Annotated in this window: 16 protein-coding genes; all 16 read left to right on the top strand. The window is 38.9% G+C overall.

The features are described 5' to 3' along the window. The first annotated feature begins 96 nt into the window (after positions 1 to 96). The 16 genes from wcaK to galE all read left to right on the top strand — a co-directional run bounded on the left by wcaK (position 97) and on the right by galE (position 17,226). The gene (gene wcaK / locus A31E_RS12485) at positions 97 to 1,377 is read left to right on the top strand and encodes a colanic acid biosynthesis pyruvyl transferase WcaK (RefSeq protein WP_016248891.1); all 1,281 of its coding nucleotides are present in this window, start codon (positions 97 to 99) and stop codon (positions 1,375 to 1,377) included. After that, positions 1,374 to 2,594 (top strand): colanic acid biosynthesis glycosyltransferase WcaL, encoded by a 1,221-nt coding sequence (gene wcaL / locus A31E_RS12490; protein WP_016248890.1) that lies wholly within the window; start codon positions 1,374 to 1,376, stop codon positions 2,592 to 2,594. Before wcaK ends, wcaL begins: the two co-directional genes overlap by 4 nt. 10 nt (positions 2,595 to 2,604) lie before the next feature. Then, positions 2,605 to 3,999: a colanic acid biosynthesis protein WcaM gene (gene wcaM / locus A31E_RS12495; protein ID WP_016248889.1), complete on the top strand. Its 1,395-nt coding sequence runs from the start codon at positions 2,605 to 2,607 to the stop codon at positions 3,997 to 3,999. 174 nt (positions 4,000 to 4,173) lie between these two features. Then, on the top strand, positions 4,174 to 5,067 hold the full coding sequence (gene galF / locus A31E_RS12500; RefSeq protein ID WP_016248888.1) for a UTP--glucose-1-phosphate uridylyltransferase GalF: 894 nt from the start codon (positions 4,174 to 4,176) through the stop codon (positions 5,065 to 5,067). A gap of 372 nt (positions 5,068 to 5,439) precedes the next feature. Beyond that, positions 5,440 to 6,516 carry a dTDP-glucose 4,6-dehydratase gene (rfbB, locus tag A31E_RS12505; protein WP_016248887.1) on the top strand — a complete coding sequence of 359 codons (1,077 nt, stop codon included), beginning with the start codon at positions 5,440 to 5,442 and terminating at the stop codon, positions 6,514 to 6,516. Further along, entirely contained in the window at positions 6,513 to 7,385 is an 873-nt protein-coding gene (gene rfbA, locus A31E_RS12510) for a glucose-1-phosphate thymidylyltransferase RfbA (RefSeq protein WP_016248886.1), read from the top strand. The genes rfbB and rfbA overlap by 4 nt, the downstream gene beginning before the upstream one ends. Further along, positions 7,378 to 7,785 (top strand): sugar 3,4-ketoisomerase, encoded by a 408-nt coding sequence (locus A31E_RS12515; RefSeq protein WP_016248885.1) that lies wholly within the window; start codon positions 7,378 to 7,380, stop codon positions 7,783 to 7,785. Before rfbA ends, A31E_RS12515 begins: the two co-directional genes overlap by 8 nt. Continuing rightward, positions 7,778 to 8,311, top strand: a complete 534-nt coding sequence (locus A31E_RS12520; RefSeq protein WP_016248884.1) for a GNAT family N-acetyltransferase — start codon at positions 7,778 to 7,780, stop codon at positions 8,309 to 8,311. Before A31E_RS12515 ends, A31E_RS12520 begins: the two co-directional genes overlap by 8 nt. Before the next feature lie 12 nt (positions 8,312 to 8,323). Beyond that, positions 8,324 to 9,430, top strand: coding sequence for a DegT/DnrJ/EryC1/StrS family aminotransferase (locus A31E_RS12525; protein WP_016248883.1), 1,107 nt, complete (start codon positions 8,324 to 8,326; stop codon positions 9,428 to 9,430). Further along, positions 9,418 to 10,683: an O-antigen translocase gene (locus tag A31E_RS12530; protein WP_016248882.1), complete on the top strand. Its 1,266-nt coding sequence runs from the start codon at positions 9,418 to 9,420 to the stop codon at positions 10,681 to 10,683. The genes A31E_RS12525 and A31E_RS12530 overlap by 13 nt, the downstream gene beginning before the upstream one ends. Before the next feature lie 3 nt (positions 10,684 to 10,686). Continuing rightward, positions 10,687 to 11,673 carry a glycosyltransferase family 2 protein gene (locus A31E_RS12535; protein WP_016248881.1) on the top strand — a complete coding sequence of 329 codons (987 nt, stop codon included), beginning with the start codon at positions 10,687 to 10,689 and terminating at the stop codon, positions 11,671 to 11,673. A gap of 2 nt (positions 11,674 to 11,675) precedes the next feature. Continuing rightward, positions 11,676 to 12,566: a glycosyltransferase family 2 protein gene (locus A31E_RS12540; RefSeq protein WP_016248880.1), complete on the top strand. Its 891-nt coding sequence runs from the start codon at positions 11,676 to 11,678 to the stop codon at positions 12,564 to 12,566. Continuing rightward, a complete protein-coding gene (locus A31E_RS12545) occupies positions 12,566 to 13,720 on the top strand; it encodes an EpsG family protein (protein ID WP_016248879.1) in 1,155 nt (384 codons plus the stop codon). Before A31E_RS12540 ends, A31E_RS12545 begins: the two co-directional genes overlap by 1 nt. Then, positions 13,717 to 14,808 carry a glycosyltransferase gene (locus A31E_RS12550; RefSeq protein WP_016248878.1) on the top strand — a complete coding sequence of 364 codons (1,092 nt, stop codon included), beginning with the start codon at positions 13,717 to 13,719 and terminating at the stop codon, positions 14,806 to 14,808. Before A31E_RS12545 ends, A31E_RS12550 begins: the two co-directional genes overlap by 4 nt. A 190-nt stretch (positions 14,809 to 14,998) precedes the next feature. Next, entirely contained in the window at positions 14,999 to 16,120 is a 1,122-nt protein-coding gene (locus tag A31E_RS12555) for a glycosyltransferase family 4 protein (RefSeq protein WP_016248877.1), read from the top strand. Between the two features lie 77 nt (positions 16,121 to 16,197). Continuing rightward, positions 16,198 to 17,226, top strand: a complete 1,029-nt coding sequence (galE, locus tag A31E_RS12560) for a UDP-glucose 4-epimerase GalE (protein WP_016248876.1) — start codon at positions 16,198 to 16,200, stop codon at positions 17,224 to 17,226. Positions 17,227 to 17,314: the final 88 nt, after the last annotated feature.

The following is a 17,314-nucleotide window of genomic DNA, read 5'->3' as shown; positions in this document are numbered from 1 at the left end:
CGGATCTTGTAGGCCTGATAAGACGCGCCAGCGTCGCATCAGGCAAAAAGCGGCAACGAACACAACCTCACCTGGCATCAAATTTATGAGGAAAAAATGAAATTACTTATTCTGGGCAACCACACTTGCGGCAACCGCGGCGACAGCGCCATTTTGCGTGGCTTACTTGATGCCATCAACATCCTCAATCCACACGCCGAAGTGGACGTGATGAGCCGCTATCCGGTCAGTTCTTCCTGGCTGCTTAACCGCCCGGTAATGGGCGATCCGCTGTTCCTGCAAATGAAACAACACAACAGCGCGGCGGGCGTTGTCGGGCGCGTAAAAAAAGTCCTCCGTCGCCGCTACCAACACCAGGTATTGCTCTCTCGCGTCACCGACACCGGCAAGCTGCGTAATATTGCCATCGCCCAGGGATTTACCGACTTCGTGCGCTTGCTTTCAGGTTACGACGCCATTATTCAGGTCGGTGGTTCGTTTTTTGTCGATCTCTACGGCGTACCGCAATTTGAACACGCTCTGTGCACCTTTATGGCGAAAAAGCCGCTGTTTATGATTGGTCACAGCGTCGGCCCGTTCCAGGATGAGCAATTTAACCAACTGGCTAACTACGTTTTTGGTCACTGCGATGCATTGATCCTGCGCGAATCGGTCAGCCTTGAGCTGATGAAACGCAGCAATATCACTACCGCAAAAGTCGAACACGGCGTCGATACCGCCTGGCTGGTCGATCATCACACTGAAGATTACACCGCCAGCTACGCCGTCCAACACTGGCTGGGCGTCGCATCCCAACAGAAAACCGTGGCAATTACTCTGCGCGAACTGGCACCGTTTGATAAACGCCTCGGCACTACTCAACAAGCGTATGAACAAGCCTTTGCCGGGGTGGTCAATCGCATTCTCGACGAAGGGTATCAGGTCATTGCGCTTTCCACCTGTACGGGCATCGACAGCTACAACAAAGATGACCGCATGGTGGCGCTCAACCTGCGCCAGCACATCAGCGATCCTTCCCGTTACCACGTGGTGATGGATGAACTTAACGATCTGGAAATGGGCAAAATTCTCGCTGCCTGTGAACTCACTGTCGGTACGCGCCTGCACTCCGCCATTATCTCTATGAACTTTGCCACTCCGGCAATTGCTATCAACTACGAACATAAATCCGCCGGGATTATGCAACAACTGGGGCTGCCGGAGATGGCGATGGATATTCGTCATTTATTAGACGGCAGCCTGCAAGCGATGGTTGCGGATACCTTAGGCCAGCTTCCGGCGCTGAACGCGCGACTTAGCGAAGCCGTCAGTCGCGAACGCCAGGCAGGAATGCAGATGGTGCAGTCCGTACTGGAACGCATCGGGGAGGCGAAATGAAGGTCGGCTTCTTTTTACTGAAATTCCCGCTGTCGTCGGAAACCTTCGTCCTCAACCAAATTACTGCGTTTATTGATATGGGCTTTGAGGTGGAGATTGTCGCGCTGCAAAAAGGCGATACGCAAAACACCCATGCGGCATGGACGCAATACAACCTTGCCGCTAAAACTCGCTGGTTACAGGACGAACCTCAGGGCAAAGTGGCGAAACTGCGCCACCGCGCCAGCCAGACCTTACGCGGCATTCATCGTAAAAACACCTGGCAGGCGCTCAACCTCAAACGCTATGGTGCCGAGTCGCGGAACCTGATTTTGTCTGCCATTTGCGGCCGGGTTGCAACACCGTTTCACGCCGATGTGTTCATCGCTCATTTTGGCCCTGCGGGGGTAACCGCAGCCAAATTGCGTGAACTGGGGGTGATTCGCGGCAAAATCGCCACTATCTTCCACGGCATTGATATTTCCAGCCGGGAAGTGCTCAACCATTACACCCCCGAATATCAACAACTGTTTCGCCGTGGCGACCTGATGTTACCGATAAGCGATCTGTGGGCCGGAAGGCTGCAAAAAATGGGCTGCCCCAGAGAAAAAATCGCCGTATCGCGTATGGGCGTGGACATGACGCGCTTTAGCCCGCGTCCGGTGAAAGCACCCGCAACGCCGCTGGAAATCATTTCCGTCGCAAGATTAACTGAGAAGAAAGGGTTGCATGTGGCGATTGAAGCCTGCCGTCAGTTGAAAGAGCAGGGCGTGGCGTTTCGCTATCGCATCCTCGGCATCGGCCCGTGGGAGCGGCGTTTACGCACGCTCATCGAACAGTATCAACTGGAAGATATGGTGGAGATGCCGGGGTTTAAACCGAGCCACGAAGTGAAGGCGATGCTCGACGACGCGGATGTCTTCCTGCTGCCATCGGTTACGGGCGCGGACGGCGATATGGAAGGTATTCCGGTGGCGCTAATGGAAGCGATGGCGGTTGGCATTCCGGTGGTTTCTACTCTGCATAGCGGAATACCGGAACTGGTAGAGGCCGATAAATCCGGCTGGCTGGTGCCTGAGAACGATGCTCGCGCACTGGCGCAACGACTGGCGGCGTTTAGCCAACTGGACGCCGACAAACTGGCTCCGGTTATCAAACGTGCGCGCGAAAAAGTCGAACATGATTTTAACCAGCAGGTGATTAACCGAGAACTCGCCAGCTTGTTGCAGGCTTTATAGAGGAGAACGTATGCCATTTAAAAAACTCTCCCGACGTACCTTCCTGACGGCAGGCTCCGCGCTTGCTTTCCTCCATACTCCTTTTGCCCGTGCAATTCCTGCCCGACAAAGCGTTAACATCAATGACTACAATTCCAAAGACTGGATAGCCTCGTTTAAACAGGCTTTCAGCGAAGGGCAAACGGTCGTTGTGCCTGGCGGATTTGTTTGCGACAACATCAACACCGGCATCTTCATCCCTCCCGGTAAAACGTTACGCATCCTTGGAAGCCTGCGCGGCAACGGCAGAGGGCGATTTGTCTTACAGGACGGCAGCCAGGTGACAGGGGGGAAGGGCGGCAGTATGCATAACATCACCCTGGATGTGCGCGGTTCTGATTGCGTCATTAAAGACCTGGCGATGAGCGGTTTTGGCCCGGTGATGCAGATCTATATTGGCGGCAAAAACAAGCGGGTCATGCGCAATCTGGTCATTGACAACCTCACGGTCAGCCACGCCAACTACGCCATCTTACGCCAGGGATTTCATAACCAGATTATCGGTGCCAACATCACCCATTGTAAGTTCAGCGATTTACAGGGCGACGCCATCGAATGGAATGTGGCGATTAACGACCGCGATATTTTAATTTCCGACCACGTAATAGAACGCATCAACTGTACTAATGGCAAAATCAACTGGGGTATTGGCATAGGCCTTGCGGGAAGTACTTACGATAACAACTATCCGGAAGACCAGGCAGTGAAAAACTTTGTCGTAGCGAATATCACTGGCTCTGATTGTCGGCAACTAATTCATGTTGAAAATGGCAAGCATTTCATTATCCGTAATATCAAAGCGCGTAATATTACGCCGGATTTCAGTAAGAAAGCGGGTATTGATAATGCCACAGTTGCGATATATGGATGTGATAACTTTGTTATTGACCAGATAGAAATGGTTAATAGTGCCGGAATGTTAATCGGCTACGGTGTCATTAAAGGCAGGTATCTCTCCATACCGCAAAATTTCAAACTGAATAATATTCACCTTGATAATACTCACCTTGCCTGGAAATTGCGCGGAATACAAATTTCGGCAGGCAATGCAACTTCTTTTGTGGCGCTGACCAACATTGAAATGAAGTGTGCGTCGCTGGAACTGCACAACAAACCGCAACATCTTTTTATGCGAAATATCAAAGTGATGCAGGAATCCTCTGTGGGGCCAGCATTGACCATGAACTTCGACTTGCGTAAAGACGTTCGTGGCACATTTATGGCAAAGAACGAGACCTTACTGTCACTGGCAAATGTTCATTCGGTGAATGAAAAAGGACAAAGTTCAGTCGATATCGACAGGATTAATTACCACATTGTTAATGTGGAAAAGATTAACTTTCGATTGCCGGAACGGGGGAAGTAGAATTGCGACCATTCCTGGAAAAATGGAGCCATACTTAAGAATAACGCTACTGCAATCCTGAGCGAAGCGGCGTAACATCGGAAGTAAATCAGTCATCAGTTCAGGGTAATTGATGCTGGCGAAAAAAATCGAACAAGCTATAATTCAGCAACCATTTTACAGGTGGATGAAATAATGACGAATTTAAAAGCAGTTATTCCTGTAGCGGGTCTTGGGATGCATATGTTGCCTGCCACTAAGGCGATTCCCAAAGAGATGCTACCGATCGTCGACAAGCCAATGATTCAGTACATTGTTGACGAGATTGTGGCTGCAGGGATCAAAGAAATCCTCCTGGTAACTCATGCGTCCAAGAACGCGGTCGAAAACCACTTCGACACCTCATATGAATTAGAATCTCTCCTTGAACTGCGCGTGAAGCGTCAACTACTGGCGGAAGTACAGTCTATCTGCCCGCCGGGCGTGACCATTATGAACGTGCGTCAGGGTGAACCTTTAGGTTTAGGCCACTCCATTTTGTGCGCGCGACCTGCCATTGGCGACAATCCGTTTGTCGTAGTGTTGCCAGACGTTGTTATTGACGACGCCAGCGCCGATCCGCTGCGTTACAACCTTGCTGCCATGATTGCGCGCTTTAACGAAACGGGCCGCAGCCAGGTACTGGCAAAACGTATGCCGGGCGACCTCTCTGAATACTCCGTCATCCAGACCAAAGAGCCGCTGGACCGTGAAGGCAAAGTTAGCCGTATTGTTGAATTTATTGAAAAACCGGATCAGCCGCAGACGCTGGACTCAGACATAATGGCTGTTGGTCGTTATGTGCTTTCTGCCGACATTTGGCCTGAACTGGAACGCACTCAGCCAGGTGCATGGGGACGTATACAGTTGACAGATGCCATTGCTGAACTGGCTAAAAAACAAGCCGTTGATGCCATGTTAATGACCGGTGACAGCTACGACTGCGGTAAAAAAATGGGCTATATGCAGGCGTTTGTGAAGTATGGGCTGCGTAACCTGAAAGAAGGGGCGAAGTTCCGCAAAGGTATTGAGAAGCTGTTAAGCGAATAATGAAAATCTGACCGGATGTAACGGTTAATAAGAAAATCATAACGGCAGTGAAGATTCGTGGCGAAAGTAATTTGTTGCGAATCTTCCTGCCGTTATTGCTTTATAAACTTTCAGAATAACAATGAGTTAGCAATAGGATTTTAGTCAAACTTTTCCAGGATTTTCCTTGTTTCCTGGGCTGATTGGTAAGACAATTAGCGTTTGAATTTTTCGGGTTTAGCGCGAGTGGGTAACGCTCGTCACATCGTAGGCATGTATGCAGTGCTCTGGTAGCTGTAAAGCCAGGGGCGGTAGCGTGCATTAATACCTCTATTAATCAAACTGAGAGCCGCTTATTTCACAGTATGCTCTGAAGTAATATGGAATAAAAAAGTGAAGATACTCGTTACTGGTGGCGCAGGATTTATTGGTTCTGCTGTAGTTCGTCACATTATAAATAATACGCAGGACAGTGTTGTTAATGTCGATAAATTAACTTACGCCGGAAACCTGGAATCACTCGCTGAAGTTTCTGATTCTGAACGTTATTCATTTGAGCATGCAGACATCTGCGATGCCGTAGCAATGGCTCGTATTTTTTCACAGCATCAGCCAGACGCGGTGATGCACCTGGCGGCAGAGAGCCACGTTGACCGTTCAATAACTGGCCCGGCAGCCTTTATTGAAACCAATATTGTGGGGACTTACGTCCTTTTAGAAGCAGCTCGTAATTACTGGTCTGCATTGGATGATGAAAAGAAAAACAATTTCCGCTTCCATCATATTTCTACTGATGAAGTCTATGGTGATTTACCTCATCCTGATGAAGTAAATAATACAGAAGAATTACCCTTATTTACTGAGACGACAGCTTACGCGCCAAGCAGTCCTTATTCCGCATCCAAAGCATCCAGCGATCATTTAGTCCGCGCGTGGAAACGCACCTATGGTTTGCCGACCATTGTGACTAACTGCTCGAATAACTACGGTCCTTATCACTTTCCAGAAAAATTGATTCCGTTGGTCATTCTTAATGCGCTGGAAGGTAAGGCATTACCTATTTATGGTAAAGGGGATCAAATTCGCGACTGGTTGTATGTAGAGGATCATGCTCGTGCGTTATATACCGTCGTAACCGAAGGTAAAGCGGGTGAAACTTATAACATTGGTGGACACAACGAAAAGAAAAATATCGATGTAGTGCTCACGATTTGTGATTTGTTGGATGAAATTGTACCGAAAGAAAAATCTTATCGTGAGCAAATTACTTATGTCGCTGACCGCCCGGGACATGATCGCCGTTATGCCATTGATGCCGATAAAATTAGCCGCGAATTGGGCTGGAAACCGCAAGAAACGTTTGAGAGTGGGATTCGTAAAACAATTAACTGGTATTTGAATAATAATGATTGGTGCCGACGAGTTCAAGATGGTTCTTATCAACGTGAGCGTTTGGGGTTAGTTAAATGAAAGGAATTATTTTAGCCGGTGGCTCTGGAACAAGGCTTTATCCAATTACAATGGGGGTTTCAAAGCAGCTATTACCCATTTATGATAAGCCGATGATTTATTATCCATTATCGGTTTTGATGCTAGCAGGTATACAAGATATCCTTATTATTACAACGCCGGAAGATCAGCAGGGGTTCATAAGATTACTTGGGAATGGAAGTCAATTTGGCATTAATCTGACATATGCAGTTCAGCCAAGCCCTGATGGTTTAGCCCAAGCATTTATTATTGGTGAAAACTTTATTGGAGATGACACAGTATGCCTTGTGCTTGGAGATAACATCTTTTTTGGACAAGGTTTTACACCAAAGCTCCGGGATGCAGCAGAAAGAACATCAGGTGCCACGGTCTTTGGATATCAAGTAATGGATCCTGAGAGATTTGGAGTGGTGGAGTTTGATAGAAATTTTAAAGCTTTAAGTATTGAAGAAAAACCTGCTAATCCAAAATCAAATTGGGCTGTCACGGGATTGTATTTTTATGACAATAACGTTATCGATATTGCAAAGAGTATTAAACCCTCTAAACGTGGTGAATTAGAAATTACAGCAGTTAATGAAGTTTATCTCAAAAATAATAATTTAACTGTTGAATTGCTAGGCCGTGGTTTTGCATGGCTGGATACCGGTACACATGACAGTTTGATTGAAGCTGGAGGTTTTGTAGAAACAGTCCAAAAAAGGCAAGGGATGATGGTTGCCTGTCCGGAGGAGATTGCATGGCGAAATGGCTGGTTAAACCATGATGAATTAAATGCTAAAGGTGAATTTTTGAAAAAAAATCACTACGGACAATATTTACTAAGGTTGATAAAATCGCATGAATAATAAAGTGAAGCTTATACAGTTAGATAAGAAAGGCGATCACAGAGGCGCTCTTATTGTTGTTGAGCAAAATAAAAATATCCCAATTGAAATTAAACGAGTTTACTACATGTTTGATACGGGATTTGATGTAAGGCGGGGATATCACGCACATAAAACACTTACACAAATAGCAATCCCTGTTAAAGGATCTTGCAAGTTTTTGCTTGATGACGGTAAGACGGTAGAGCATGTTACATTAGATTCACCTACCGTAGGATTAATTATAGAGCCAATGGTTTGGCATGAAATGTACGATTATTCATCAGATTGTGTTTTAATGGTGTTGGCTGATGACTTTTACGATGAAAATGATTATATTCGTAATTATGCTGATTTTATCCGGGAGATAACTAATGCGTAATTTGTTGCTTTGCACAAAAAATACAGAATTAATTCCAGTTGAAATAAGTGACGCAGAGTTTATTTATTCACTTCGCATTGATTCTCGTCTCAGTAAGCATATTTCTACAATTAATGGGACGGTTATTGATCAGGCTAGATGGATTGAAGATTATAAGAAAAGAGAAGAAAATAATGAAGAGTTTTATTTTATTATAAAAAGGACTGATAATGATAAAAAAATTGGAACAATAAGACTTTATGATATTACAAAAGATGATGGTTTTTGTTGGGGGAGTTGGATTCTAAATGAAGATAAAATGAAAAGCTCTGCAATAGAAAGCGCATATCTAATATACAAATTTGGTTTTATACATAAAAAATATAAATTTTCATATTTTCAAGTTGATAGGAAAAATAAAGAAGTAATAGCATTTCATCAAAAAATAGGAGCTACGATAATAAAAGAGGATGAAGTGAATTATCACTTTGAATTTTATATGGAAAACTTTATTAACTTAAAAGAAAAATATAGTAAATATATTTGAGGGGAACAGATAATGGTTGACTTTTTAAATTTAAAAAGAATAAATGCGCAATATGAAATGGAATTAAAAGATGCCTGTTCCAGAGTTATTGATTCTGGATGGTATATAATGGGGGCAGAATTAAAGGAATTTGAGAACGAATTTGCAAATTGGTGTGGGGTAAAGCACGTTATTGGCGTTGCTAACGGTTTAGATGCACTTATCCTTGTTCTTCGTGCTTGGAAAGAAATGGGGAAATTAAATGATGGGGATGAAGTTATTGTACCTGCCAATACATATATTGCGTCAGTATTGGCAATAACTGAAAATAATCTAGTGCCTGTATTGACTGAACCAGATCCTTTAACATTTAATTTAAGTGCAAGCGGAATTCGTAAAGTAATCACAGGTAAAACAAAAGCAATTTTGCCAGTACACTTGTATGGACAAATATCTCCAATGGCAGAAATTATGGAGATTGCATCAGAGTTTGATTTATTAGTATTAGAGGATTGCGCTCAAGCCCATGGCTCCTCAATCAATGGACGCAAAGCTGGCAGTTGGGGGCATGCAGCAGGATTCAGTTTCTATCCGGGAAAAAATCTTGGCGCTTTAGGTGATGCTGGTGCGATAACAACAAGTGATGATCAACTTGCAGATGTTTTGAGAGCCATTAGAAACTATGGTTCTCATGAGAAATATAAAAATAAATATCAAGGATTAAATAGTCGACTGGATGAAATGCAAGCGGCATTTTTAAACGTCAAGCTAAAATATCTTGATAGGGAAAATGAATTAAGACGTGCAATAGCTAAAAAATATATTGATGAAATAAATAATCCATTTATTTCACTGCCTGTAATTGCTGGTGACGAAGTATCTCATGTATGGCATCTTTTTGTTATCCGAACTTTAGAGCGAGACTCTTTGCAAAAGCATTTGAAATCTGCAGGCATTACTACATTAGTGCATTATCCTGTAGCTCCTCATAATCAAGAAGCATATAAAGAATACAATTGGTTATCTCTCCCGATAACAGAGAAAATACATAAAGAAGTATTATCGTTGCCAATGGATCCAACAATGAGTATCGAAGATATCAACATGGTAATCGAAGCGATTAATAGATGGAAAAACTAAATTTCGCAAAAGTTACAATACTCAGTGGTGTGGTAACATGCTTTAGGCTGATTTGTGGTCTTCTTATTTCAAAAGTTGTAGCAATCTATACTGGTCCTATTGGGATAGCAAATTTAGGACAATTGCAAAATTTCGTGGCGTTTATAAATGGATTCATTTCGTCACAAGTTTCACAGGGGGTTAATCGATATTCTGCAGAGAATCAAAGTAATTATGAAAAAGCATGTTTTTATTGGCGTGCATCAATTAAGTTATCCTTTATAGCCTGCTGCTTTATTATAAGCATAGGTGTGCTTTTTTCTAGTAAGATATCAGAATATTTATTTCATCAAACGGATTTGTATTGGCTAATTATAATTGCACTATGCGCTCTTCCACTTAACATAGTAAACAATATATTTTTAGGGGTTCTAAATGGGCTGAATGAATATAATAGGTTTTTCCTCGCAAATATTTTAGCAATATCCTCATCCTTGTTATCTATGGTTGGGTTAGTTTATTTCTTTGGCCTCAAAGGTGCATTGATATCTGCTTCATTGAATAATGCAGTTGCAGGTATCTGGCTTATTACAATCATAATTAAAAGGCCATGGTTTAAATTTAAATATTGGGTGGGGCATACTCCTCGGGATAATATCACCCAGATGAAAAATTACTTTTACATGGGGGTGATTGGAGCATTAACAGGCCCGGTTTCGATGATAGTTGTTCGAACTATTCTCACTAATAATTTTTCTTTAGCAGATGCAGGATATTGGCAAGCTGTAAATAAAATTTCAGAGGCTTATCTGGCTGTTCTCACTACGGCATTAACAGTCTACTATTTTCCAAAAACTGCAGCAGCAAAAAAATATAGCGAATATATAACACTTTTAAAGACGGGGGCTTGTATTGTCGTACCGCTCGCGTTAATTATGGCTTTAACCATCTACGTCTTGAAAGATTTTATAATTAGCATCCTGTTTACGGCTGACTTTATACGTGCTCGAGAGCTTTTTTTGTTTCAAAACATTGGGGATTTCTTGAGGATTTGTAGTTGGCTATTTGCCACTATATTGTTAGCGAAGGGATATTTTAAAATAAATGCTATGCTGGAAGTTATATTTTCAATAATTTTTCCTGTTATGGTTAAGTTGTTGATAACAAAATTTGGACTAAATAGTGTTAGCATTGCCTACAGCATTACTTATGCATTGTATTTTGTAGTGGTGTGTATTATTTATTATTGGCATTTAACTAAAAAGGTCCTTTAACGAATGATAATATCTTCAGATAGTCTAAGTATTATTATCCCTGTTTATAATGAAGAAAAGAATATTATAAATATCCTGCAATCTCTTGAATGTCAGTCTTTAACTGGGTTTAATGTTATTGTTATTGATGATGGTTCAAAAGACAGGACTGCTTCTCTTGTGAAAGAACATAAACCATTATCATATAGTTTAAGCTTAATACAGCAAAATAATATGGGGGCTGCTCGAGCAAGGGAGAATGCCATCAACTCTATCCAAAGTAACTATATTGCATTTATAGATAGTGATGATACTCTAAGTCCAGATGCTCTTGAAAAAGCATTGGCTCCAATGTTGGATAATGAAGGCATCGACATCTCGCTATTTGAACTAGTATATGCTAAAGACTTAAATCACGATAGTAATGAAATATTCGTCCCTTATTCGACATCCAAATTAATATTTGGAGAAGAAGCTCTTGCTAATTGTATTTCATGTTGGGGATTACATGGGTTTGGTATCTATAAAAGGGAATTGATTCAAAAAGCCTATGGTATATATTATAAATATAATCAAAATAAAGAAAATTATATAAATAATGATGAGGTGATTTCAAGGATTTGTTTTGGTTTATCTAAAAACATCTATTTATCATCCGGGAGATATTATTTTGTACATAATATGGATTCAACAACAAGAAGAATAAATGAAAGCTATTATAAAGTTATAAATAATGCATTTTATTTAAGAGAATATATAGACGCAGAAATAAAGTGTAGTGGTTTTGACTGTTTAAATGAAGCCGATAAACTCCTTGTTAGTACTATATGGGGAGTATTTGTTCGTTATCAAAAATGGAAGAAAAAATTCAGTGATGAAACAAAAGAAAAGTGGCGCGAAGCAATAATAAAAGGAATGCAAAATATAAAAAAAATAAACAGTAAGAAAAATATCAACCTACATTTTAAATCGAAAGTTCAATTATATATAATATCTAAACTTGTTAGCTAAATATGAAAAATCCATTAATTACAATTATTGTGGCATCATATAACTCAAAAGATTACATACGAGAGACATTAGAGTCATGTATTAACCAACAATATCAAAATATAGAGATTATTATAGTAGATGATTATTCTAGTGATAATAGCGTAGAAATTATAAAACAATGGTGTAAAGAAAAGAAAAGTACATTCCCTAAAATTAGATGTATATTGATCGAAAACGAAAGAAATAAAGGAATTCCTGCAAACCTTAATAATGCTCTTCCATATATTAATGGTGCATGGGTTAAATGTATTGGTTCAGATGATATTCTTCTTCCTGAAGCAATATCTGAATTCGTAAAGAGATTGGAAAAATATTCGGATTGGGATAATATAGGTGCAGTGTTTACTTATTTTCAAACCTTTGGACGCTCTGTAAATGTAAGTATTCGATATCCATCTTCATGGACGAGAACTATATGCCAAATGCCACCATCACGATTAAAGAAGGCAATGGCTATGATTCACTTTAATAATGTGGCTCCTTGTGCTTTTATAAATAAAAATCATTTTAATGGGTTTGATACTTCATATAAACTTTTAGAAGATCTTCCTCTATGGTTAAAAATGATTAATAATGATATAAACACGCTATTTTTTGATTATACAACGGTATTATATCGACTCCATGAGTCTCAAATCACCTCGCTTACTAACATTAAAGTCAATGATGTTCTTCTTAATGATCTCTGTCGTTTAAATTATTATCGAAAAAAAAATGGTCGTTATCTGGCTTACCTTCATCATAAATTCAACCTCTACTGCGTAGTAAAAAGAATACGGTTTTATAGGTATTTTAAAATAATAAACCCCTTGAATCTATTAATTTTACTATATGAAAGAGTAATAAAATAATGTTTATATTATCAATCGCTATGCCATTATTTTTCATATCGCTGTGTTGGCAACGATTTAGTCACCAAGCCCAGGTTGTATTCCGTGTATTATTCATAATATTTTTCAGTGTATGTTTTGTATCATATTATACAAATGGTGTGGATTGGAGTGTTTATTATCTAAGATTCATGGAAGGGGGGGGGGTATTTACCTCGTTTGAGTTTGGGTTTGTTATTACTTTAAAACTATTGCTTATTATTTCAGACGATAATTTTGGATTGGCCATCCTGTTCTACTATCTGATCTGTTTTGCATTACTATCCTTAATATTAAAAAAGTATAAAGCTAATGAACCATTATTTTGGGGATGTCTTTTGTTGTTATTTGGCTACAACCTTTTTTTAGAGCAGTTACGTCAATTATTAGCATGTATAATAATATTCTACGCAATACTTAAATACAATCAGGATAAAAATATAACAGCATTATGTACGTTGGTTATAATAGCGTCAACTTTTCATGTGTCGGCAATAATAATTTTACCGACAATTTTGTTAATCTCTTTTAGAAATGTAACTACTTTTATCATAATTACAGTATTCTCAATTTCAAGTATTGTGCTATTTATGATGGCAATTTATTCAGCCATATCATCTCTTGCTGCTATAAGTTTTGTTTTTGCTAAAATTGATTATTATTTGCGACAAAATCCAGTTGGCTTAAATTTTGGGTGGTTAAATATTCTTGATGCTTTATTTGTTATATTTTATATACATTATAGAAATGTAATTAATAAACAGATGAATATAAATATATTGATGCGAATTATTTTCGTTGGCTCTGTTATTCATCTGTTCAGTGGAACGATTACTTTTCTAGCTCGGGTATGTTTTTATTTTTATTTTGTTGGTATTTATATATACTGCCACTCATTAAATAATAAGGCACCTAGGGTATTTGCAATTAAAAATTTCAACACATTAGCATTGGCTGTCTTCGTTAATGTAATGCTGCTATTGAATCTTGCATCCTACTTTAGAAATGAGCAAGCTCCTGTTGGGTTTAACAATATGAATTTACAATTGTTTAACACATTTGATGATGATTACCTTAGAACAAATGCATACGATAAATACTTTAAAGGAATACAGGGCAGCGTGGATTATTTATGAGTAAAAGAATTATTTTTGTTATTACAGGACTGGGATTAGGTGGAGCTGAAAAACAAATATGTTTGTTAGCTGATAAATTTTCCGTGCAAAATAATGAAGTTAATATTGTTGTGCTGAATGGAAATGTCAATGTTACTCCATTGAATAAAAATATTAGAATTCATAATTTGCATATGAAAAAAAATCCGCTTGGATTACTAAATGCAGTTCTCAGTCTTGCAAAAATAATTGATTTTTTCAAGCCAGATATTGTTCATGGACATATGTTCCATGCAAATATCGTTGCTAGACTTGCAAAGATATTTACCTGTAATAAATACAAATTAGTATGTACAGCACATAGTAAAAATGAAGGTGGGCATATTAGGATGCTCGTTTATAGATTAACTGATTTTTTATGTGATGTTACAACTAATGTTAGTAAAGAAGCACTTGATGTTTTTATCAAGAAAAAAGCCTTTAGAAAATCGAAGTCAATTCCCGTTTATAATGGAATTGACACTGAGCTATTTAAATATGATCCTTTACAAAGAGATAAAATAAGACACATTTTAAATATCAATAATGATGATAGCCTTATACTGTCAGTAGGCCGACTTACTGATGCAAAAGATTATCCAAACTTATTAAAAGCGTTATTAGAGCTACCTGAAAGATATAAATTAGTCATAATAGGTGATGGTGAGGCCAGAAGTGAAGTAGAACGTACGATTCTAAATTATGGTCTTGAAAAAAGAGTGAAATTGCTAGGCAGTATCGCTAACGTCGCCGCTTATTATTCTGCATGTGATCTTTATGTTTCGTCGTCAAAGTGGGAAGGTTTTGGTTTGGTAGTAGCTGAGGCTATGTCTTGTCAGCGTTTGGTTGTTGCAACTAATGCCGGAGGTGTCGCTGAAGTAGTTGGTGATATGAATTATATTGTACCAGTTTCAGACTCTCAGTCGTTGGCAAAGAAAATTAATGAAGTTATGGAGTATGATAAAGAAATTAAAATGGAAATAATGCTTAGAAATAGAGAATTTGTTTTAACAATGTTCTCAATAGATATTGTCGAGGATGAATGGATGAGATTGTATGCTTCAATATAATACACCGCTCAATCTAAATTCATTGCATTTAATAAATTAATCGTAAGTGCGCCTGTGTATTATTTGTTGCACCGTCTATAATCAAAATAAAATATGGCTGTTATTTTGTTTGTTTCATCGTTTCTGAATAAAGCATAATCAAGTTATGATTTAAAAAATGAGATGCAGTTATATTATAAGGTTTCTTAAAATGAAAGTACTTTTAATAGGTAATCAATCTAGTACTATTATTTTGTTCAGAAAGGCTGTTATTGAAAACTTGATATCAAAAAATATTAAAGTTTATACACTTACGATGGATAATGATGAAGGGAACTTTAAAAAAATTAAAAAAATAGGTGCAATACCCTTATCCTATTCTTTTTCACGATCTGGTATTAATCCCTTATCTGATTTTTTTAATACTTTTTTGCTAGCAAAGAAAATAAAAGAAATCAATCCTGACTCTGTTCTTTGCTTTTTCCCCAAACCAGTCATATATGGTACTCTTGCTGCTATGATTGCTGGCGTAAAAAAACGTTACGCTTTATTGGAGGGGTTGGGTTTTTGTTTTACACAAAATAAAGATAAAGACTCTTTAAAAAAAATAGTCTTGAGAAAAATTCAATGTTTTTTATATAAGGTAACATTACCGTTTGCGACGAAAGTTCTTTTTCTTAATAATGATGACTATCTTGACTTGGTTGTAAAAAATAATATTAAAATCAAAGCCTATAGAGTTATTGGTGGGATAGGTGTAAATCTCAATGAATTTAGCTATCATCCACCTCTTAGTGGGGAGATCCATTTTGGAATGGTGGCGAGGTTATTGAGAGAGAAGGGAGTCTGTGAATTTGTTGAAGCGGCTAAAATAATAAAGAAAAAATTTCCAATGGTCCGATTTAGTATAGCTGGTGATTTTGATGATAATCCTGGTGGGATTGATGCTTCACAAATTGAAAATTGGAAAGCAGAAGGGCATGTTGAATTTTTAGGACCGTGCTCTTACATAAAAAGATATTTGGATGGTATTAGCGTCTTTGTATTACCTTCTTATCGAGAAGGTGTCCCCAAAAGTACTCAGGAAGCAATGGCAATAGGTCGTGCGATTATTACGACAGATGTGCCTGGTTGTCGAGAAACAGTAATTGATGGATATAATGGATATCTGGTACCTCCATGGGATGCGAAAAAAATTGCTTTAGCTATGGAGTCATTTATTCAAGAACGTGAGCTTATTGTTACTATGGGATTAAATAGTCGAAGATTTGCATTGTCTAAATTTAATGAAAGTGAAACTGCTAATTCTCTAGTTAATATCATAATTTCATAAGAATCATTGAGTTGCCTAAACATTAATAATGTTCTAATTTTTAGACTTGTTACTTCAATTAAATGAGGATGATGTTTATGACTATATTAGTTACGGGTGGTGCTGGATATATTGGCTCACATACTGTATTAATGCTTCTGAAAGAACAATATGAAGTAATAGTGCTTGATAATTTCCAGAATTCTTCAATTGAATCTTTGCGTCGCGTTAAAGAAATTACTGGTAGTGATATATCTATCATTAATGGGGATATTCGTGACCGTGCTATTTTAAGATCCATTTTTACTGAAAACAGCATAACAGATATTATTCACTTTGCTGGTTTAAAATCAGTAAACGATTCAATTCATTCACCAATAGACTACTACGATAATAATGTGTACGGTACTCTTGTTCTTATTGAGGAGATGATTAGTAATAATATTAAAAATCTAATATTTAGTTCCTCAGCCACTGTATACGGTACTCCAGAGAAAATGCCCGTAAAAGAGACATTCCCTGTAGGTGGTACTACTAATCCTTATGGGACGTCAAAACTTATGGTTGAGAATATATTACACGACGTTTCATTTGCATATCCTGCTTTTAGAACAACAATTTTACGTTATTTTAATCCTGTTGGCGCACATCCTTCCGGAAAAATTGGAGAAGACCCTAACGGTATTCCAAATAATTTGATGCCTTATATATGTTCAGTTGCAAGTGGTAAATATAAACAATTATCCATCTATGGTAATGATTATGAAACTAAAGATGGTACAGGAGTAAGGGATTTTATTCATGTCATGGATCTCGCAAATGGTCATGTAGCCGCCTTGAAGCACCGAGATGAAGGTGACAATTATAAGATTTATAATTTAGGTACAGGACAAGGTTATTCGGTTCTTGAACTTTTGACTGCTTTTCAACGTGTAACTTCTGTTAATATACCGTATGTATTGGTTGAGCGGCGAGCAGGGGACATTGCCGAATGTTGGTCCGACCCATCTAAAGCATATCTTGAACTTGGATGGAAAGCCCGTTTGGGATTAGATGAGATGGTTCGCGATGCTTGGAATTGGCAACGAAACAATCCTGATGGTTATAAAATATCCAGGAAAAACTGAATTGATTAGCGCCAGCAAAAATATAATACTTTTCCAACCTGAGTTACCATAAGCTTCATACAAACCTGCGTGCAAGTTCGCAGTAACC

This window comes from Escherichia sp. KTE159 (assembly GCF_000408805.1).
Taxonomy (GTDB): domain Bacteria; phylum Pseudomonadota; class Gammaproteobacteria; order Enterobacterales; family Enterobacteriaceae; genus Escherichia; species Escherichia marmotae.
Note: the sequence above shows the minus strand (reverse complement) of the source record. Positions and strands in the feature narration are given on the sequence as shown.